This is a genomic window from Hoylesella buccalis ATCC 35310 (genome assembly GCF_025151385.1).
In the GTDB taxonomy this organism is placed as follows: Bacteria; Bacteroidota; Bacteroidia; order Bacteroidales; family Bacteroidaceae; genus Prevotella; species Prevotella buccalis.
In genome coordinates, this window is record NZ_CP102287.1 from 760040 (window position 1) to 775479 (window position 15440).

10 protein-coding genes are annotated in these 15440 nt (G+C 47.4%); 3 read left to right on the forward strand and 7 right to left on the reverse strand.

The features are described 5' to 3' along the window. The first annotated feature begins 84 nt into the window (after window positions 1-84). From NQ518_RS03330 to NQ518_RS03340, 3 genes are read left to right on the forward strand one after another with little or no spacing between them, the layout of a single operon-like run. Window positions 85-1215 (forward strand): glycosyltransferase family protein, encoded by a 1131-nt coding sequence (locus tag NQ518_RS03330; RefSeq protein ID WP_227960895.1) that lies wholly within the window; start codon window positions 85-87, stop codon window positions 1213-1215. A 2-nt stretch (window positions 1216-1217) separates the two neighbouring features. Further along, window positions 1218-2045: a glycosyltransferase family protein gene (locus tag NQ518_RS03335; protein ID WP_227205124.1), complete on the forward strand. Its 828-nt coding sequence runs from the start codon at window positions 1218-1220 to the stop codon at window positions 2043-2045. Window positions 2046-2074: 29 nt separating this feature from the next. Then, window positions 2075-4069, forward strand: a complete 1995-nt coding sequence (locus NQ518_RS03340) for a fructose-1,6-bisphosphatase (protein WP_227205126.1) — start codon at window positions 2075-2077, stop codon at window positions 4067-4069. A gap of 117 nt (window positions 4070-4186) precedes the next feature. On the opposite strand, the gene hutI is transcribed toward NQ518_RS03340, so the two are convergent. The 7 genes from hutI to NQ518_RS03375 form a co-directional block, all read right to left on the reverse strand. Continuing rightward, entirely contained in the window at window positions 4187-5449 is a 1263-nt protein-coding gene (gene hutI, locus NQ518_RS03345; protein WP_227205128.1) for an imidazolonepropionase, read from the reverse strand. A 58-nt stretch (window positions 5450-5507) separates the two neighbouring features. After that, complete coding sequence (hutH, locus tag NQ518_RS03350; RefSeq protein WP_227205130.1) at window positions 5508-6983, reverse strand: histidine ammonia-lyase; 1476 nt, start codon at window positions 6981-6983, stop codon at window positions 5508-5510. 82 nt (window positions 6984-7065) lie between these two features. After that, complete coding sequence (locus NQ518_RS03355) at window positions 7066-9063, reverse strand: urocanate hydratase (protein WP_227960893.1); 1998 nt, start codon at window positions 9061-9063, stop codon at window positions 7066-7068. Between the two features lie 19 nt (window positions 9064-9082). After that, window positions 9083-10786, reverse strand: a complete 1704-nt coding sequence (gene ftcD, locus NQ518_RS03360; RefSeq protein ID WP_227960891.1) for a glutamate formimidoyltransferase — start codon at window positions 10784-10786, stop codon at window positions 9083-9085. Between the two features lie 588 nt (window positions 10787-11374). Further along, the gene (locus tag NQ518_RS03365) at window positions 11375-13807 is read right to left on the reverse strand and encodes an ATP-dependent helicase (RefSeq protein WP_227960888.1); all 2433 of its coding nucleotides are present in this window, start codon (window positions 13805-13807) and stop codon (window positions 11375-11377) included. Then, window positions 13804-14532 (reverse strand): monofunctional biosynthetic peptidoglycan transglycosylase, encoded by a 729-nt coding sequence (gene mtgA / locus NQ518_RS03370; RefSeq protein ID WP_227205138.1) that lies wholly within the window; start codon window positions 14530-14532, stop codon window positions 13804-13806. The genes NQ518_RS03365 and mtgA overlap by 4 nt, the downstream gene beginning before the upstream one ends. 58 nt (window positions 14533-14590) lie before the next feature. Further along, the gene (locus NQ518_RS03375) at window positions 14591-15268 is read right to left on the reverse strand and encodes an OmpA family protein (RefSeq protein WP_102697004.1); all 678 of its coding nucleotides are present in this window, start codon (window positions 15266-15268) and stop codon (window positions 14591-14593) included. Window positions 15269-15440 lie beyond the last annotated feature (172 nt).

A 15440-nucleotide genomic window follows, 5' to 3' on the forward strand; every position in this document is an offset into this window, starting at 1 on the left:
TTGACCATCATACTAAGCTCTATCACACTGCTGCTGGCAGTGATTGCTCCTTTTTTCTCTCCCTTCTACCGGTTTAGAAAAATTGTGAAGAGGCTTCAATCCTCGCACCTCCAGGAGAAAGAATCTACTGCTTTGGACAGTTTTCAAGAAGAGAACTCTTCCCAAGAGCAATTAACAGCTTGCTCAATCCCTGCGAAACAATCAGTTCCTATCACGGTACTGCTTACCGTACACGACCAAGCCAAGGAACTGGAAATGCACCTATCCTCCTTCCTTTCACAAGAGTTTGACCACGATTTTCAGGTCGTTGCCGTAGCCGAACAAGGTGACAGCGAGACGGAAGACGTATTGAAGCGGTATGAAAACAATGAACATCTTTACGCAACGTTCATCCCTTCGTCCTCACGCTACATGAGTAAAAAGAAGTTGGCTGTCACCCTTGGAGTAAAGGCGGCAAAGTATGAATGGATCATTATGACCGATGCCAGCTGTACACCCGCTTCTCCTTATTGGTTGCAATGCATGTCGAAGGCTTGCAATGAGAACAACAAACTGGTGCTGGGGTATAGTAACTACACGGCGGAAACAGCTGACTTTCGCCGACTTGAGCAGCTGTATACAGAACTGTACCTTATGAGAAAAGCTGAAAACGGTATTGCCTATCGCACCAACTCTGCCAATTTGGCGTTTAGAAAAAGTATGTTTCTACAAGGAGAAGGTTATCGGGGAAACCTTCACCTGCTACGCGGTGAATACGATTTCATCGTCAACAAGTATGCAGACGAAGGCTCATCCGCACTCATGATGGAGCAAGATGCCTGGATTATAGAAGACGAACCACTGCAAAAGAAATGGCTCAACAAGCATCTTTTCTATCAAGAAACACGCAAATACCTCAACCGATCAACGCCCATGCGCATGCTGTTCAATCTGGATACGATACTCTTGCATACCTCCTACCTATTCATCTTGGCCATGATGGTATATGGTGGTGTACTCATGAATTATACTTTACTGCTGACAGCCGTGGTTTCTTTGCTCCTTACGGTCATCCTGCGTGTACGATTCGCCAAGAGAACGCTTACATATTTCTTGGACGACATCGCACTTTGGAAGGTCATACCTTTTGAAATCAGCATGATGTGGAGAAATCTATCTTACCGTTTGAGATACGTCAGAGCAGATAAAAACGATTTCACCAGCCATAAACTATAGAGATGAGAGTAGAGCTATACATGTCCAAGAAGGCAGCTGGCTGTCCCGATAATCAAGCTCATCTGTCGATGATTCAACAGTATCTTCAAAGATACGACGAGATAGAGCTGTCCCATGAGTTCCCCGACATCGTGCATGTTTTCGGGGCTTGGGATGCTTCGGCTCATAAGAAATTGGAACAATGCCACAGATTATTGATTCCAACAGTCTATTCTTCCTTGGGACAACTGGCTCCGTGGCATTTCACAAAGCACCCGACTCCCACCCAAGTTTTGCGGATATCTGCTCAGAAACAAGCAACCCAACAGGCTTCGGCTCTCATCGTTTGGGGAGGAATTGAAAAGCAGGAAATGGAAAAGAGGAAATGGAATGAGCAAATCCACGTCATACCCAATGCCGTGACCACCTCCATGATCTCGCCCGAAGCAATGGCTCATGAAACGATGAAGCTGTATCAAGAAATCCTCGAGGCACACGACCGGCTGACACACCAACGCATCCAAGAGAAATTAAACATCTTTCCAAATGACGACAGTCCTGAAAAAGAGGTGTGCCAAGCCCTTCTCTATCTGCGTTATCAATATCACCGTCGCAACATCAAGAAACAGACATTGCAGGAACTGAACGATACGCTGAACAGCTTGGAATACGATGAAGACGTGCTCAACGATATGCTTGAGCAACTCAACGAAGAACAATTCGCGGCTCGTATCATGCAGGTTTTGAGTGAAAATTACCAACTTACAGAAGGCTTCATGCCGTTAGACGCATTGAATGACAAACAAACTCAAAGAATAAGAGAGGCCATCAACCCAACAAGCAATATATAATGAACGAAAGATAAAAACAGATGATGAATATGAAACATGAGGAAATTGAACAAGATTTGCGATACTTAGATTTGTTATCATTATCGTTTCCAACCATAGCTGATGCAAGTACAGAGATCATTAACCTGCAAGCCATTCTCCATCTACCAAAGGGAACAGAGCATTTCATGGCAGACATTCATGGAGAAGACGAAGCTTTTCAACATGTATTGAAGAACGCGTCAGGCAACATCAAGCGCAAGGTGAACGAGCTTTTCGGCAACTCACTTCGTGAAAGTGAGAAATGCGAGCTGTGCACACTTATCTATTATCCCGAGCAAAAACTCGAGTTGGTGAAAGCTACAGAGAAGGATATTTACGACTGGTATCACATCACACTCTACCAACTGGTGAAGGTATGCAGAGATGTTTCCAGCAAATACACGCGCTCAAAGGTTCGCAAGGCGCTGCCAAAGGAGTTTAGTTACATCATCCAAGAGTTGTTGCACGAGGACTCGCAGGTGAATGACAAGATGGCTTATTATCAAGTGATCATCGAAACCATCATCTCTACTGGAAGAGCTGACGATTTCATTATCGCCTTGGCCAACGTCATCCAGCGACTTGTTGTTGACCAACTGCACATCCTTGGCGACATCTACGACCGAGGACCCGGTGCACACATCATCCTGGACTTCATGGAAAAGTATCACAATTGGGACATTCAATGGGGAAACCACGACATTATCTGGATGGGAGCCAGCGCCGGAAACAATGCTTGTATCTGCAGCGTCATCCGTCTTTCGCTACGGTATGCCAACCTCGTTACACTGGAAGAAGGTTACGGCATCAACCTCGTTCCCTTGGCAACCTTTGCCATGGAGACCTATGGCGATGATCCATGCGAGGAATTCTACCCTCGTCTCACAGGTGGATCGAAAGAGATGGACGAGAAGACGCTCCGCCTCACAGCGCTGATGCACAAGGCCATTGCCATTATTCAATTCAAGGAAGAGGGCAAACTGTTTGAGAAACATCCGGAATGGAAGATGCAAAACCGCGCACTGTTCAACAATATTGATTATGAAAAAGGAACCATTCTGCTGGATGGAAAAGAATATCCGCTGCATGGAAACAACTTTCCTACCGTCGATCCAAAGCATCCAAATGAGTTGACTCCCGAGGAACAGGACTTGATGAACCGGCTGAACCATTCTTTCATGGTGAGTGAAAAGCTGCACAAGCACATCAAACTCTTGCTGCAACATGGCTGTATGTATGGCGTCTACAATGGCAACCTGCTCTTCCATGCCTCCATTCCATTGAACGAAGATGGTTCTTTGAAGGAGGTAGAAATATATCCAGGTAAGAAATACGCTGGTAAAGAACTGATGCACAATACGGGTATGATGATTCGTGCGGCGTTCCAGAACGACACATGTAAAGAAGAACGTGAATACGCCATCGACTACTTTACTTACCTGTGGTGCGGACCAGACAGTCCTTTGTTTAACAAATCAAAGATGTCTACCTTCGAACGATACTTCATTACCGACAAAGAGACGCACCATGAAGAGAAGGGCAACTATTTTAAATTGCGTGACCAAGAAACGACCGCCGACCGCATTTTGGATGCTTTCGGCGTGACGGGCGAGAACAGACACATCATCAACGGGCATGTCCCCGTGCATGTTACGAAGGGAGAGAACCCCATCAAGGCAAATGGTAAGTTGATTGTCATCGACGGAGGATTCTCACAAGCCTATCACAAGGAAACGGGTATCGCTGGCTATACGCTGGTTTATCACAGCCGTGGACTACAACTTGTTCAGCACGAACCTTTCACCAGCACCAACGATGCCATCTTGCAGGGTACCGACATCGTAAGCACCACGCAGATTGTGGAGATGAGCAGCCACCGCATGCTGGTTTCCGACACGGACAAAGGTGCTGAGATTAAGCAACAAATCAAGGACCTCGAAGCACTACTATACGCCTACCGACACGGTTTCTTGAAAGAAAGAGACCGTCAGATGCGAAAATAAAATGACTCTAAACTCGTAAAAACGCTCAACACTGTTGTTGAGCGTTTTTTCGTCAAGAAAGGGGAACAGAGAAGAAGGCAAACGAACGGGTTTGAATCCAGAACATCTGCCAGTTTTCTACAAAACTGTTTGTGGAATGTACTCCTCGCCCCGCAAAAATATCCTGTCCACAATTGGTGTGGTGTAAGCATAAGGAATAAAGTCAACCGACGGGATGGGCTTTGTGATGTAAAAATTAGCAACCTTTCCCTTCGTGATAGAACCGTAATCCTTGCTCAATCCCATGGCATACGCACTGTTCATAGTACCAGCATTGATGGCTTCTGCTGGTAAGAGACGCATCTTGATGCACGCCAAGGAAATGACAAACTTCATGTCGCCCGATGGTGTCGACCCCGGATTGTAGTCGCTTGCCACCGCTAAAGGCAACCCCTCGTCAATGACTTTGCGCCCCAACGCAAACGGCATGTTCAAGAAGAACGATGTACCGGGAAGGGCGGTAGGCATGGTTTCGCTGCCACGTAGTGTCTCTATCGTTTCTGCGGTCATACTCTCGAGATGGTCTACCGATAGGGCATTGCATCTAACTCCTACCTCTACCCCACCAGAGGACGCCAACTCGTCGGCATGTATCTTGCCTCTCATGCCATATTTTGCTCCAGCTTCAAGAATACGTGCGGTCTCTTCGGGCGTAAAGAAGCCCGTATCGCAGAACACATCAATGTATTCTGCCAAGTTTTCCTTGGCTACAGCGGGAATCATCTCACGGATTACCAAGTCGACATATTCACTTTGCTTGCCTGCATATTCGCGCGAAACAGCATGCGCACCTAAGAAAGTAGCAACGACCTTGAGCGGTGTCGTCTCTTTGATGCGCTTGATGACGCGCAACATCTTCAGTTCGTCAACGGTGTTCAAACCGTATCCACTCTTGATTTCTATGCACCCCGTTCCTTTTCGGATGACTTCGTCTACACGACGCATCGCCTGTTGGTACAGTTCGTCTTCGGACATGTCGTGCAACTTGTCGGCAGAATTGAGGATGCCACCACCGCGTTTGGCGATTTCGGCATAGCTCAAGCCACGTATCTTGTCTACAAACTCCTGCTCACGACTCCCTGCAAAGACAATGTGTGTGTGCGAATCGCACCACGAGGGCAGCACACTTCCGCCTTTGGCATCTATCTGCTGTACATCAGAAGGAAGGTTGCATTTCGCTAAATCGCTCATGGCACCATACGAATGGATGCGTCCGTCCTCGACATAGAGAAAGGCATTCGCTATCGTTTCGAGCTGCGCCATCTCCTTACCCTCCAATCGTAGCTTGTCTGTGGGTTGGATGCCTGCCAGAAAAGCAATGTTGGTTACTAAAAGTTTCATATCATGTAACAAAATGAAAATCCCACTCCTCCTGTCCGAAGAGAGTGGGATTGATGATTTATTTCCTTAAAAATTCTACCGATTGCGCAATGTGTGGCGACATAAACTCATCGTTTTCGATGAATGGTACCACCTTGCGATAAGCCGCATAGATAGCCTCAATGGCTGGCGACGACTTCAATGGGCGACGGAACTCGAGTGCTTGGGCTGCATTGAACAGCTCGATAGCTAACACTCGCTCGGTGTTGAGCACTACCTGATACAACTTTGTGGCTGCATTGGCACCCATACTTACATGGTCTTCCTGCCCCTGCGACGACGGAATGCTGTCGACCGAAGCTGGCGTGCAGTACATCTTGCTTTGACTGACAATAGAAGCAGCGGCATATTGTGGTATCATGAACCCACTGTTAAGACCGGGCTTTGCCACCAAGAAGCTGGGCAGATTGCGCGTACCCGAAATCAACTTATAGATTCGTCGCTCGGAGATGTTGCTCAATTCGCACAGGGCAATTGCCAAAAAGTCCATAGGTTGGGCGATAGGCTCGCCATGGAAGTTGCCTGCAGAGATCACCAAGTCGTCGTCAGGACAAACAGTTGGGTTGTCAGTTGCCGCATTCAACTCTATTTCAATGACCGATCGCACATAAGCCAACGTGTCTTTTGATGCGCCATGCACCTGTGGCATACAACGGAACGAATAGGGATCTTGCACGTTCACCTTTGGTTGCTTGATGAGTTCACTGCCCTCTAACAGCTCTCGAATATGTGCAGCGGTGTCTATCTGTCCCTTGTGTGGACGGACAGCATGCACGGCATGCGTGAATGGTTCGATACGTCCGTCGTAGGCTTCCAATGACATTACGCCAATCTTGTCTGCCCAATCACAGAGACGCTCGCTCTGCAACACTGCCCAAACGGCATAAGCGTTCATGTTCTGCGTACCGTTGAGCAGGGCAAGTCCTTCTTTGGAAGCCAACTGTATAGGTTCCCAGTTCATCTTTTGCAATAACGCCTTGCCGCTCATTCGTTCACCTTTATACTCTACCTCGCCCATTCCTAACAGTGGCAAGCAAAGGTGAGCCAACGGAACGAGGTCGCCCGATGCACCCAGTGAGCCTTGCGTATAGACCACGGGATAAATATCATTGTTGAAGAAGTCAATCAATCGCTCAACTGTCTCTACCTGACAGCCAGAATAGCCATAACTCAAAGACTGCGCTTTGAGAAAGAGCATAATCTTTACAATGTCATTTGGCACCCTGCTGCCCACGCCGCAAGCGTGCGACATGATGAGGTTTACTTGCAACTGAGCCAGCCGGTCTTTGTCTACCGACACGTTGCACAATGAACCGAAGCCTGTGGTAACGCCATAAATAGGAACGTCCGACTCGGCAATTTTCTTGTCTAAATATTTGCGACAGCGCACAATTCGTTGACGTGCGTCATCAGATAATTCTAAAGTAGCATGGTTTTCTAAAATCGCTCCCACCTCTTCAATCGTGAGGTGTGCTGCGCTAATTTTGTGTATCATAGTGTGATTGTTAATGTGCCAAGTCGCAATGCCTCTCGTTCAAAGAAGTGTTTAGCGTGAAGCACTGCGACTGGACGTTGATTTAGAAGTTAAGTTTCTCTATTTCGCTATCATCCACGAAGTTGGGTAAGGTTACCTTCAAGCCGGGAGTGCGTTCCATTTCTCGTTGAATGGCATCGATAGAACCCTTGTTGCGAGCCCAGCTACGGCGTGCGATACCGTTGTTGACATCCCACAGAAGCATCTCGCGGATGTGGCGATTCGCATCTTCGCTGCCATCGACCACCATACCGAAGCCGCCATTGATTACTTCGCCCCAGCCTACGCCGCCACCGTTGTGAATGGAAACCCATGTGGCACCACGGAAAGCGTCGCCGATGACATTTTGAATGGCCATGTCGGCACAGAATTGCGAACCGTCGTAGATATTACTGGTTTCACGGAAAGGAGAGTCCGTACCAGAGACATCGTGATGATCACGACCAAGGACAACGGGCTGACTGATTTCGCCTTTGCGCACTGCCTCGTTGAATGCCAACGCTATCTTGGTTCTGCCCACACTGTCTGCATAGAGGATGCGAGCCTGAGAGCCTACAACCAAATGATTCTTGCCAGCTTCCTTAATCCAATGGATGTTGTCATCCAACTGACCGATAATATCTTTTGTGGCAGTTTTTCTCATTTCTTCCAGCACCTCAGTTGCCAAGCGGTCGGTTACCTCCAAATCCTTCGGGTCGCACGATGAGCATACCCAACGGAATGGACCGAAACCATAATCGAAGAACATCGGTCCCATGATATCCTGCACATACGAAGGATAACGGAACTTACCGTCCTTGCGAAGGATGTCAGCACCTGCACGACTTGCCTCCAAGAGGAAGGCATTGCCGTAATCGAAGAAGTACATTCCCTTTGCGGTGAGCTTGTTGATGGCATCTACCTGACGGCGCAATGACGCCCGAACCTTTTCCTTGAACTGCTCGGGAGCTTCCGCCATCATGCGATTAGACTCCTCCAAGCTCATGCCTACTGGATAATAACCACCTGCCCAAGGGTTGTGCAAAGATGTTTGGTCGCTACCCAAGTCCACACGGATATTCTCTTCGGCAAGGCGTTCCCACAGGTCAACGATGTTACCAACATATGCCATGGACACCACGCGCTTTTCTTCGACAGCTTTTCGGATAGCAGGTATCAGTTCGTCAAGATTGTCGTGTAGTTCATCTACCCATCCTTGTTCGTATCGTTTGTTAGCTGCCAAGGGGTTGATTTCAGCAGTCACACTCACCACGCCAGCGATGTTGCCAGCCTTTGGCTGTGCGCCCGACATGCCGCCAAGACCTGCCGTGACAAACAGTTTCATGTTGTCGCCACCTACCTTGCGTGCCGCATTGAGCACAGTAATGGTAGTGCCATGCACAATTCCCTGTGGACCAATATACATATACGAGCCTGCGGTCATCTGTCCGTACTGACTCACACCGAGTGCATTGTCTCTCTCCCAATCGTCCTGCTTAGAGTAATTGGGAATCACCATACCGTTCGTCACCACCACTCGTGGCGCATCCTTATGCGAAGGGAATAAACCAAGCGGATGACCAGAGTACATCACCAATGTTTGCTCGTCTGTCATCTCGCTGAGATACTTCATCACAAGTCGATACTGCGCCCAGTTTTGGAACACGGCGCCGTTGCCTCCGTAGGTAATCAGTTCGTGTGGATGTTGCGCTACTGCTTTATCCAAGTTGTTTTGTATCATCATCATGATAGCGGCAGCCTGCTTGCATTTGTGTGGATATTCGTCAATGTGACGAGCGTGCATATCATACGTAGGACGGAAACGATACATATAGATACGTCCATAAGTCTTCAACTCGTCCAAAAACTCTGGTGCCAATGTGGCATGAAACTTCTTTGGGAAGTAACGCAATGCGTTGCGCAATGCCAACTTCTTTTCTTCTGGTGTAAGAATGTCTTTTCTCTTAGGTGCATGGTTCACCGTATGGTCATACGGTTGTGGGTCGGGTAAGGTGTTAGGAATACCTGCCCGAATGTCCGCTATGAATTCTTCGTGCGTCATTTTCTTTATCTTTAAGGTCTTATAATTTACTTTCTACTATTTTCATAATCTCTACTTCGGCTTGGTTTGCCTTGTCAATGAGTTGGTTAGCCTCGCCCACCAACTGGTCAGCTACCTCACGATTTTTCAGTCCAGAGGCGTTAATCTTAACATTGAGTCCTGCTCCCAAAACGGCAGCACGGGCAGCCAACACGCCCACACCAGCATCCGAAATGCTGTTGGGGTTGCCTTCTTGTGCCATCGCCTTACAGAGTTCAAACACTTTATAGGCAGCCTTCATGGTGTGAAGAGGTACCTGTGTGGCATAAAGAGTAGCTTCTTGAATTGCTGCGGAACGGGCAGCTTTGTCCTCGTCCGTCTTCTTAGGCAAGCCAAAGGCAGCCATGATGCGGTTGAAAGCCTCGGTATCTTCGTCGACAAGGTGCATCAGCTCTACCTTGATTTCCTGTCCTTTGTCTGCCCAGTTGCTGAACTCTTCCCAGCGATCGTCCCATCCTGCCTTGTGACTTGACAGGTTGGCAACCATCGTTCCCAAGGTAGCACCTAATGCACCCATATAAGCGGAGATGGTTCCACCACCGGGAGCGGGAGACTCGCGCGAAGTCTCATCGGCAAACTCCTTCACGGTAAGGTCTATCAGTTTGGCTTTCTTGTTATCGTCCTCCAACAAGTATTCAATGACCTTCTCACGAGGATTGAACGGTTTGAGGTCGTCCAATCCCATCGACTTGATAGCGATGGTCAAGATATCCTCTTCAGGAATACCAGTAGAGCGGTTCTGTTTCCGCAAGAAGTACTTGCCTGCATCTATCAATGTACGTTTAGGAACCAGTCCTACTATCTCCGTTCCCGTGACACGGATGCCTCGGTTCTGCGCACAACGGCAAACCTCATCAAAGGCAACGTGCAATGGAGTGGCGTTGATATCCGTGATATTCATAGATACCTGCGCAATGGCGTATTCGTCAATATACCACCCAATCGCCTTTGTCCCTTTCAAGGTACCCGGAATCATGATGGTTTTGCCATGCTCATCCTTCATGGGCTTACCCACAGGAGAGTTGCCCTCTCGGCGTGGACGTCCCTTCTCACGCACGTCAAAAGCAATGGCATTGGCGCGACGCGTAGAGGTTGTATTGAGGTTGAAATTGGTAGCAATCAGAAAGTCACGTGCGCCTACGGCAGTACATCCTGTGCGTGCCACACCTTCGTCAAAGGGGCGAGCACCAAAGTCGGGTGCCTTGGCAGGGTCATTCATCTTCTCTGGCAGTGCCTCGTATTCTCCTGCACGGCAAACAGCCAAGTTCTTACGCTCTGGCGTCCGTGCAGCAGCCTCGTAACAATAACAAGGTACGTTGAGTTCGTTGGCGATTCGCTCTGCCAACTGCTGTGCGAGTTTTGCACATTCTTCCAATGTAATGCCAGCCACTGGGATAAGTGGACAAACGTCTGTGGCACCCATTCGTGGATGCGCTCCATGGTGATTGCGCATATCAATGAGCTGGGCTGCCTTTTTCACGGCTTGGAATGCAGCTTCTAATACATTATCGGGCGAACCGACAAACGTCACCACCGTTCTATTGGTAGCCTCACCCGGGTCTACATCTAAAAGTTTAACACCCTTCACGCGCTCAATCTCATCTGTAATTTGCTTGATTACATGCATGTTGCGACCCTCGCTAAAATTAGGGACGCACTCTACGATTTGTTGTTTTTGTGTCATTTTTAATATGATTAGGTTTAAGTTGTTTTTCGTTTGATGGGGTAAAGGTATAAAAAAAGGTTCAACCTGCAAAAAAAATACATCTAAAGGATGATAAACATGACCTTCTTTTTTTTGAACGATGGTAAACACCCCACCCATGGACCTCACAGAATTGAATATTAAGGACGTAATGATGATTTCCCCACAAGCTGTTCATCTTATTCTTGACTGGTAGGGTGAAAATGATGAAAAATATTTACTACCCTCTCAAATACTCGCGTATTTGCAACCAGACGCATGATAGCACGCAAATACGCGAATTTTGCAGTATACTATGTGTCAGTAACTTAGGTATTCCTATGCCTGATGCGGGTTGTGAACATCAATGCTTTTACACCCGAAAAGCAATGACTTTCAATAGAAAACCAATTGCTTTAACATGCCAAACTGTACCTTCTAGAAGACCAAAAGCAATGCTTTTAGGCGGACAGACGCGAAATATGACCCAAAAACAGCTGCGTGATGGCGATTTTTTTTCTAGAATGAGAATTTAAAAAACTGAAATAATTCAACAAAATGCGCCTTGTATACGCTATCCTGCTCTTGCTATGACAGCACCTTGAATCGAGCAAACTTTAATAACAACTGCTTGGTTCCCGCATTTCTGAAGGCCACGGTGGCTTTTCGGTTCTCGCCATCACCCTCCAATCTGAGTACGGTGCCAATGCCGAAACGCTGGTGCTCAATGGTGCAGCCCTCTTGCAAGCCTGAGGCATCAGGACTGGAGGTAGAGGCTGCTACTGTTCGTCCACCGTTGGTCATGGCATCAGTTACCCGCTTAAAGTTCCCACCTGCCTGTTGGAGTTGGCGCTTAAAGGAGGATGAGAACGGGTCAACCGCCTGCACGGGACGCTGAATAGAGGTGATTTTTGGTTTGACATCGGCTTGGAATTGGCTGGCCACAGGTCTAGAGTTCTGCATGCGGTCACTATATCGACGATTAACATCGCCCGAGAAGGAGCTTCTACTGTAAGGCGTATGGAATGAATCATCGGACGCTTCGACTTCGAATTCGGATTCTATGTGTATAAAACGTGAATCAATGTCTTTGATAAATCTACTTGGCGTATCAAACTCCATCTTGCCAAATCGCCATCGGTTTTTGGCACTCGTCATGATACAATGCTTCTCTGCTCGGGTGATGGCCACATAGAGCAAACGGCGTTCTTCCTCCATCTCGCGCATCGAGCCCATCGACAGCGGACTTGGAAAAATGTTTTCTTCCAGTCCCACGATGAAGACGGTGGGAAACTCCAGTCCCTTGGCGGCATGCACGGTCATCAGTGACACCCTACTCTCTTCGCCATCATCGCTGTCCAAATCAGTGAGCAAAGCAACCTCCTGAAGATAGTCAGTGAGATAAATTTCGTTTTCTCTACCCTCTTCTTTCTTGCTTTCACAGAAATCTTGCATACCCGCCAACAACTCTTCTACGTTCTCTTGTCGGGCCAATCCTTCTGGATCGCTGTTGGAATAGATGTCGGCAATGAATCCACTTGTCTTCATAATCTCATTGCCCAACTGATATACGTCTGTGTTAGAGGCTTTTAAGATATATCCCTCTATGAGTTCTTTAAATCGATTGATTTTGCCAAGTGTGCCTTGATTCACCCCCTGGAGATATTGTGCAGGATCGGATATGACCTGCCAGAAACTCACCGCATGGTTGCGTGCCGAGTCGGCTATCTTTTGGATTGTCACATTCCCGATGCCTCTGGTTGGGTAATTGATGATGCGCTTGAAAGCCTCTTCATCATCAGGATTGACGACCAAACGAAAATAAGCGATGATGTCTTTAATCTCCTTGCGCTGATAAAAGCTCAAGCCGCCATAGATTCGGTATGGAATGTTTTGCTTTCGCATCTCCTCCTCGAAACTTCGGCTTTGTGCGTTTGTTCGGTACAAGATAGCAAAGTCGCTGTAGTGTGCGTTCTCTTGTCTGGCAATACGCTTGATGTCCTTGCAAACCACGAATGCCTCTTCCTTATCTGAGTAAACGGGTTTAAAGATAATCTTCTCCCCCTCATCGTTCTCACTGAACACATCTTTGGGTATTTGCCGTTCGTTGTGCTTGATTAAGCTATTGGCTGCCTGCACGATTTTCTGTGTAGATCGGTAGTTTTGCTGTAGCTTGAAGAGGCGCGAACCTTCGTATATCTGTTGGAAATCCAAGATGTTATCGATGTTGGCTCCACGAAATCCGTAGATACTTTGCGCGTCATCGCCCACCACGCAGATGTGACGATGTTCTTTGGTCAGCAGCCATACGATGCATTGCTGGGCATAGTTGGTGTCTTGATATTCGTCAACCAGCACATATTGAAAGCGCTGGCAATATTTTTGTCGGATGTCTTCATGCTCTTTCAGCAACTGGTGGGTCAGAACAAGCAAGTCGTCAAAGTCCATGGCATTGGCCTTACGGCATCGCTGTACATAAGCCTCGTAAACGGGATGAAGCTCGGGCATGCGACTGTTTCGGTCGCGATTCATGAATTCTGATCTACTGGAATAATCGCGAGGCATGATGAGTTGGTTTTTGGCTTTGCTGATAATGGCATGTACGCTGGCTGGCCTGTACTGCTTGTCGTCGAGCCCCATTTCCTTGATGATGGTTTTGAGCAGCGACCGAGAGTCACTTTCGTCATAGATGGTAAAGCCCGAAGTGTAGCCAATGGCGTCAGCCTCAATGCGTAAAATGCGAGAAAAAATGGAGTGAAAAGTCCCCATTTGGATGTATCTGGCTGTCTCTTGCCCAATCAACTGTGCGATGCGCTGCTTCATCTCGTTAGCCGCTTTGTTGGTAAACGTCAATGCTAAGATGGACCAGGGCTTCAAACCTTGTTGTACCAAATAAGCTATTTTGTAAGTCAACACACGCGTCTTGCCCGACCCAGCACCTGCGATAACCAGTTGTGGACCGTCGTTATAAGTAACAGCCAAGCGCTGTTCTTGGTTTAATTGCGACAATAAATCTTTCATCTTTTCTTGTGGTAGATGCCTCCTTTAGTGGTGTTTGGATCAATATCCTCTCCTTCTTTTGGGAATGACGGAATGAATTTCATCTCATGCTCTATCTTTCTTTGTCTTAACCGGACATACCCACTGGGGGCTTTGCTGCTGAATCGAATGGGGTTTGGCAGTGTCGCAGCGATGAGTGCGCATTCTGATCGCGACAGATCACTGGCTGTTTTTCCGAAATGATAGCGTGCTACGGCATCCACTCCATAAATCATGTCCCCCATTTCGATGGAATTCAAGTACACCTCCATGATGCGTTGTTTGCTCCATATCAACTCAATGAGTGCGGTGAAGTAAACTTCAAAACCTTTTCTAACCCACGAACGACCAGGCCAAAGAAATACGTTTTTTGCCGTTTGTTGCGTAATTGTGCTTGCTCCACGCTTCTTTCCCGTCTTGTTTTTGATGTTATGAACCGCAGCTTTCTCGATGGCATTGTAGTCAAAACCATGGTGCAACAAGAACCGTTGGTCCTCACTGGCCATCACAGCAACAGGCATGTGTCGTGAAATATCGTCCATTGCCACCCAATGGTGATGCATCTTGAGTTCTCCTTTCTCGAAGCATCGAATCACCATCAAGGGGGTTATGTAGACGGGTATGAACCGGTAGGCGACAACAGTGAGGATTGATGTTGCCAAAAAGAGGACAATAGCCCAACGAAAAAATGATGCGATTTTCTTCATGTTTCAACGAAAAAGGGGTACCTTGTAGCACCCCTTATGATATTTACCTAAAAATATATTAGTTAAGAGTTCCAGCATTTGCAGCTTCAACCATAGCCGGACTGGCATAGAGGAATACCTCCACGCGGCGGTTAAGCTGTCGCCCAGCCTTGGTGCCATTGTCGGCCACGGGCTGTGTACTGCCCTGTCCTACCACATTCTGGAACTGACTGGACGGAACGCCACAGCTCTTGAGATAGTTCACCACGCTGCGGGCACGATCGTTACTCAATGGAATGTTGATGCCGTCATTACCGGTTGAGTCGGTATGCCCATAAACATCAATGTGGCAATCCTTGTTTTTCTTCAAAACGGTAGAGAACTTTGCCAACTCATTCTTGCTGGTTTGATTTAAATTAGCCTTGCTGCTGGCGAACAAAATGCCGCTGTCAAAGGTAACCTTTACGGCATCAAGGCCGTTTTTATCTTTCACCTCTTCTACCTTAGCATTCTCCACTTGTGCAGCTGTTTCTTGCGCTACTTTATCCATGTGACGGCCAATCATAGCACCAGCGCCAGCTCCTACCGCGCCACCAATGGCTGCTCCAACGCCAGCGTTACCAGCTATCTTGCCAATAATGGCTCCTAAAGCGGCACCACCGCCAGCACCTGCCAAAGCTCCGGTTCCCTGTTTTGTAGAACAACTAAAGACGGTTAAAAGGCAAAGAGCCAATGTCATAAATTTCATTTTCTTCATAATCACTCAGTTTTGTGTTTATATTTATAGTTGCAAAGATAATTCTTTTTATTGCATTATCATGCCCAAGTCAACAATTTTTTGTAATTTTGCGACAAATTTAAGCAATACAAACTTATGGTCAAAAGGGATATCACTAAAATGTAATATGAATTTCCCTATCGTAGAAGTA

Coding starts and splice junctions, on each gene's coding strand:
- NQ518_RS03335 (WP_227205124.1), top strand. CDS start 1,218: ATGAGAGTAGAGCTATACATGTCCAAGAAGGCAGCTGGCTGTCCCGAT.
- NQ518_RS03340 (WP_227205126.1), top strand. CDS start 2,075: ATGAAACATGAGGAAATTGAACAAGATTTGCGATACTTAGATTTGTTA.
- hutI (WP_227205128.1), bottom strand. CDS start 5,449: ATGAAACTTTTAGTAACCAACATTGCTTTTCTGGCAGGCATCCAACCC.
- hutH (WP_227205130.1), bottom strand. CDS start 6,983: ATGATACACAAAATTAGCGCAGCACACCTCACGATTGAAGAGGTGGGA.
- NQ518_RS03355 (WP_227960893.1), bottom strand. CDS start 9,063: ATGACGCACGAAGAATTCATAGCGGACATTCGGGCAGGTATTCCTAAC.
- ftcD (WP_227960891.1), bottom strand. CDS start 10,786: ATGACACAAAAACAACAAATCGTAGAGTGCGTCCCTAATTTTAGCGAG.
- NQ518_RS03365 (WP_227960888.1), bottom strand. CDS start 13,807: ATGAAAGATTTATTGTCGCAATTAAACCAAGAACAGCGCTTGGCTGTT.
- mtgA (WP_227205138.1), bottom strand. CDS start 14,532: ATGAAGAAAATCGCATCATTTTTTCGTTGGGCTATTGTCCTCTTTTTG.
- NQ518_RS03375 (WP_102697004.1), bottom strand. CDS start 15,268: ATGAAGAAAATGAAATTTATGACATTGGCTCTTTGCCTTTTAACCGTC.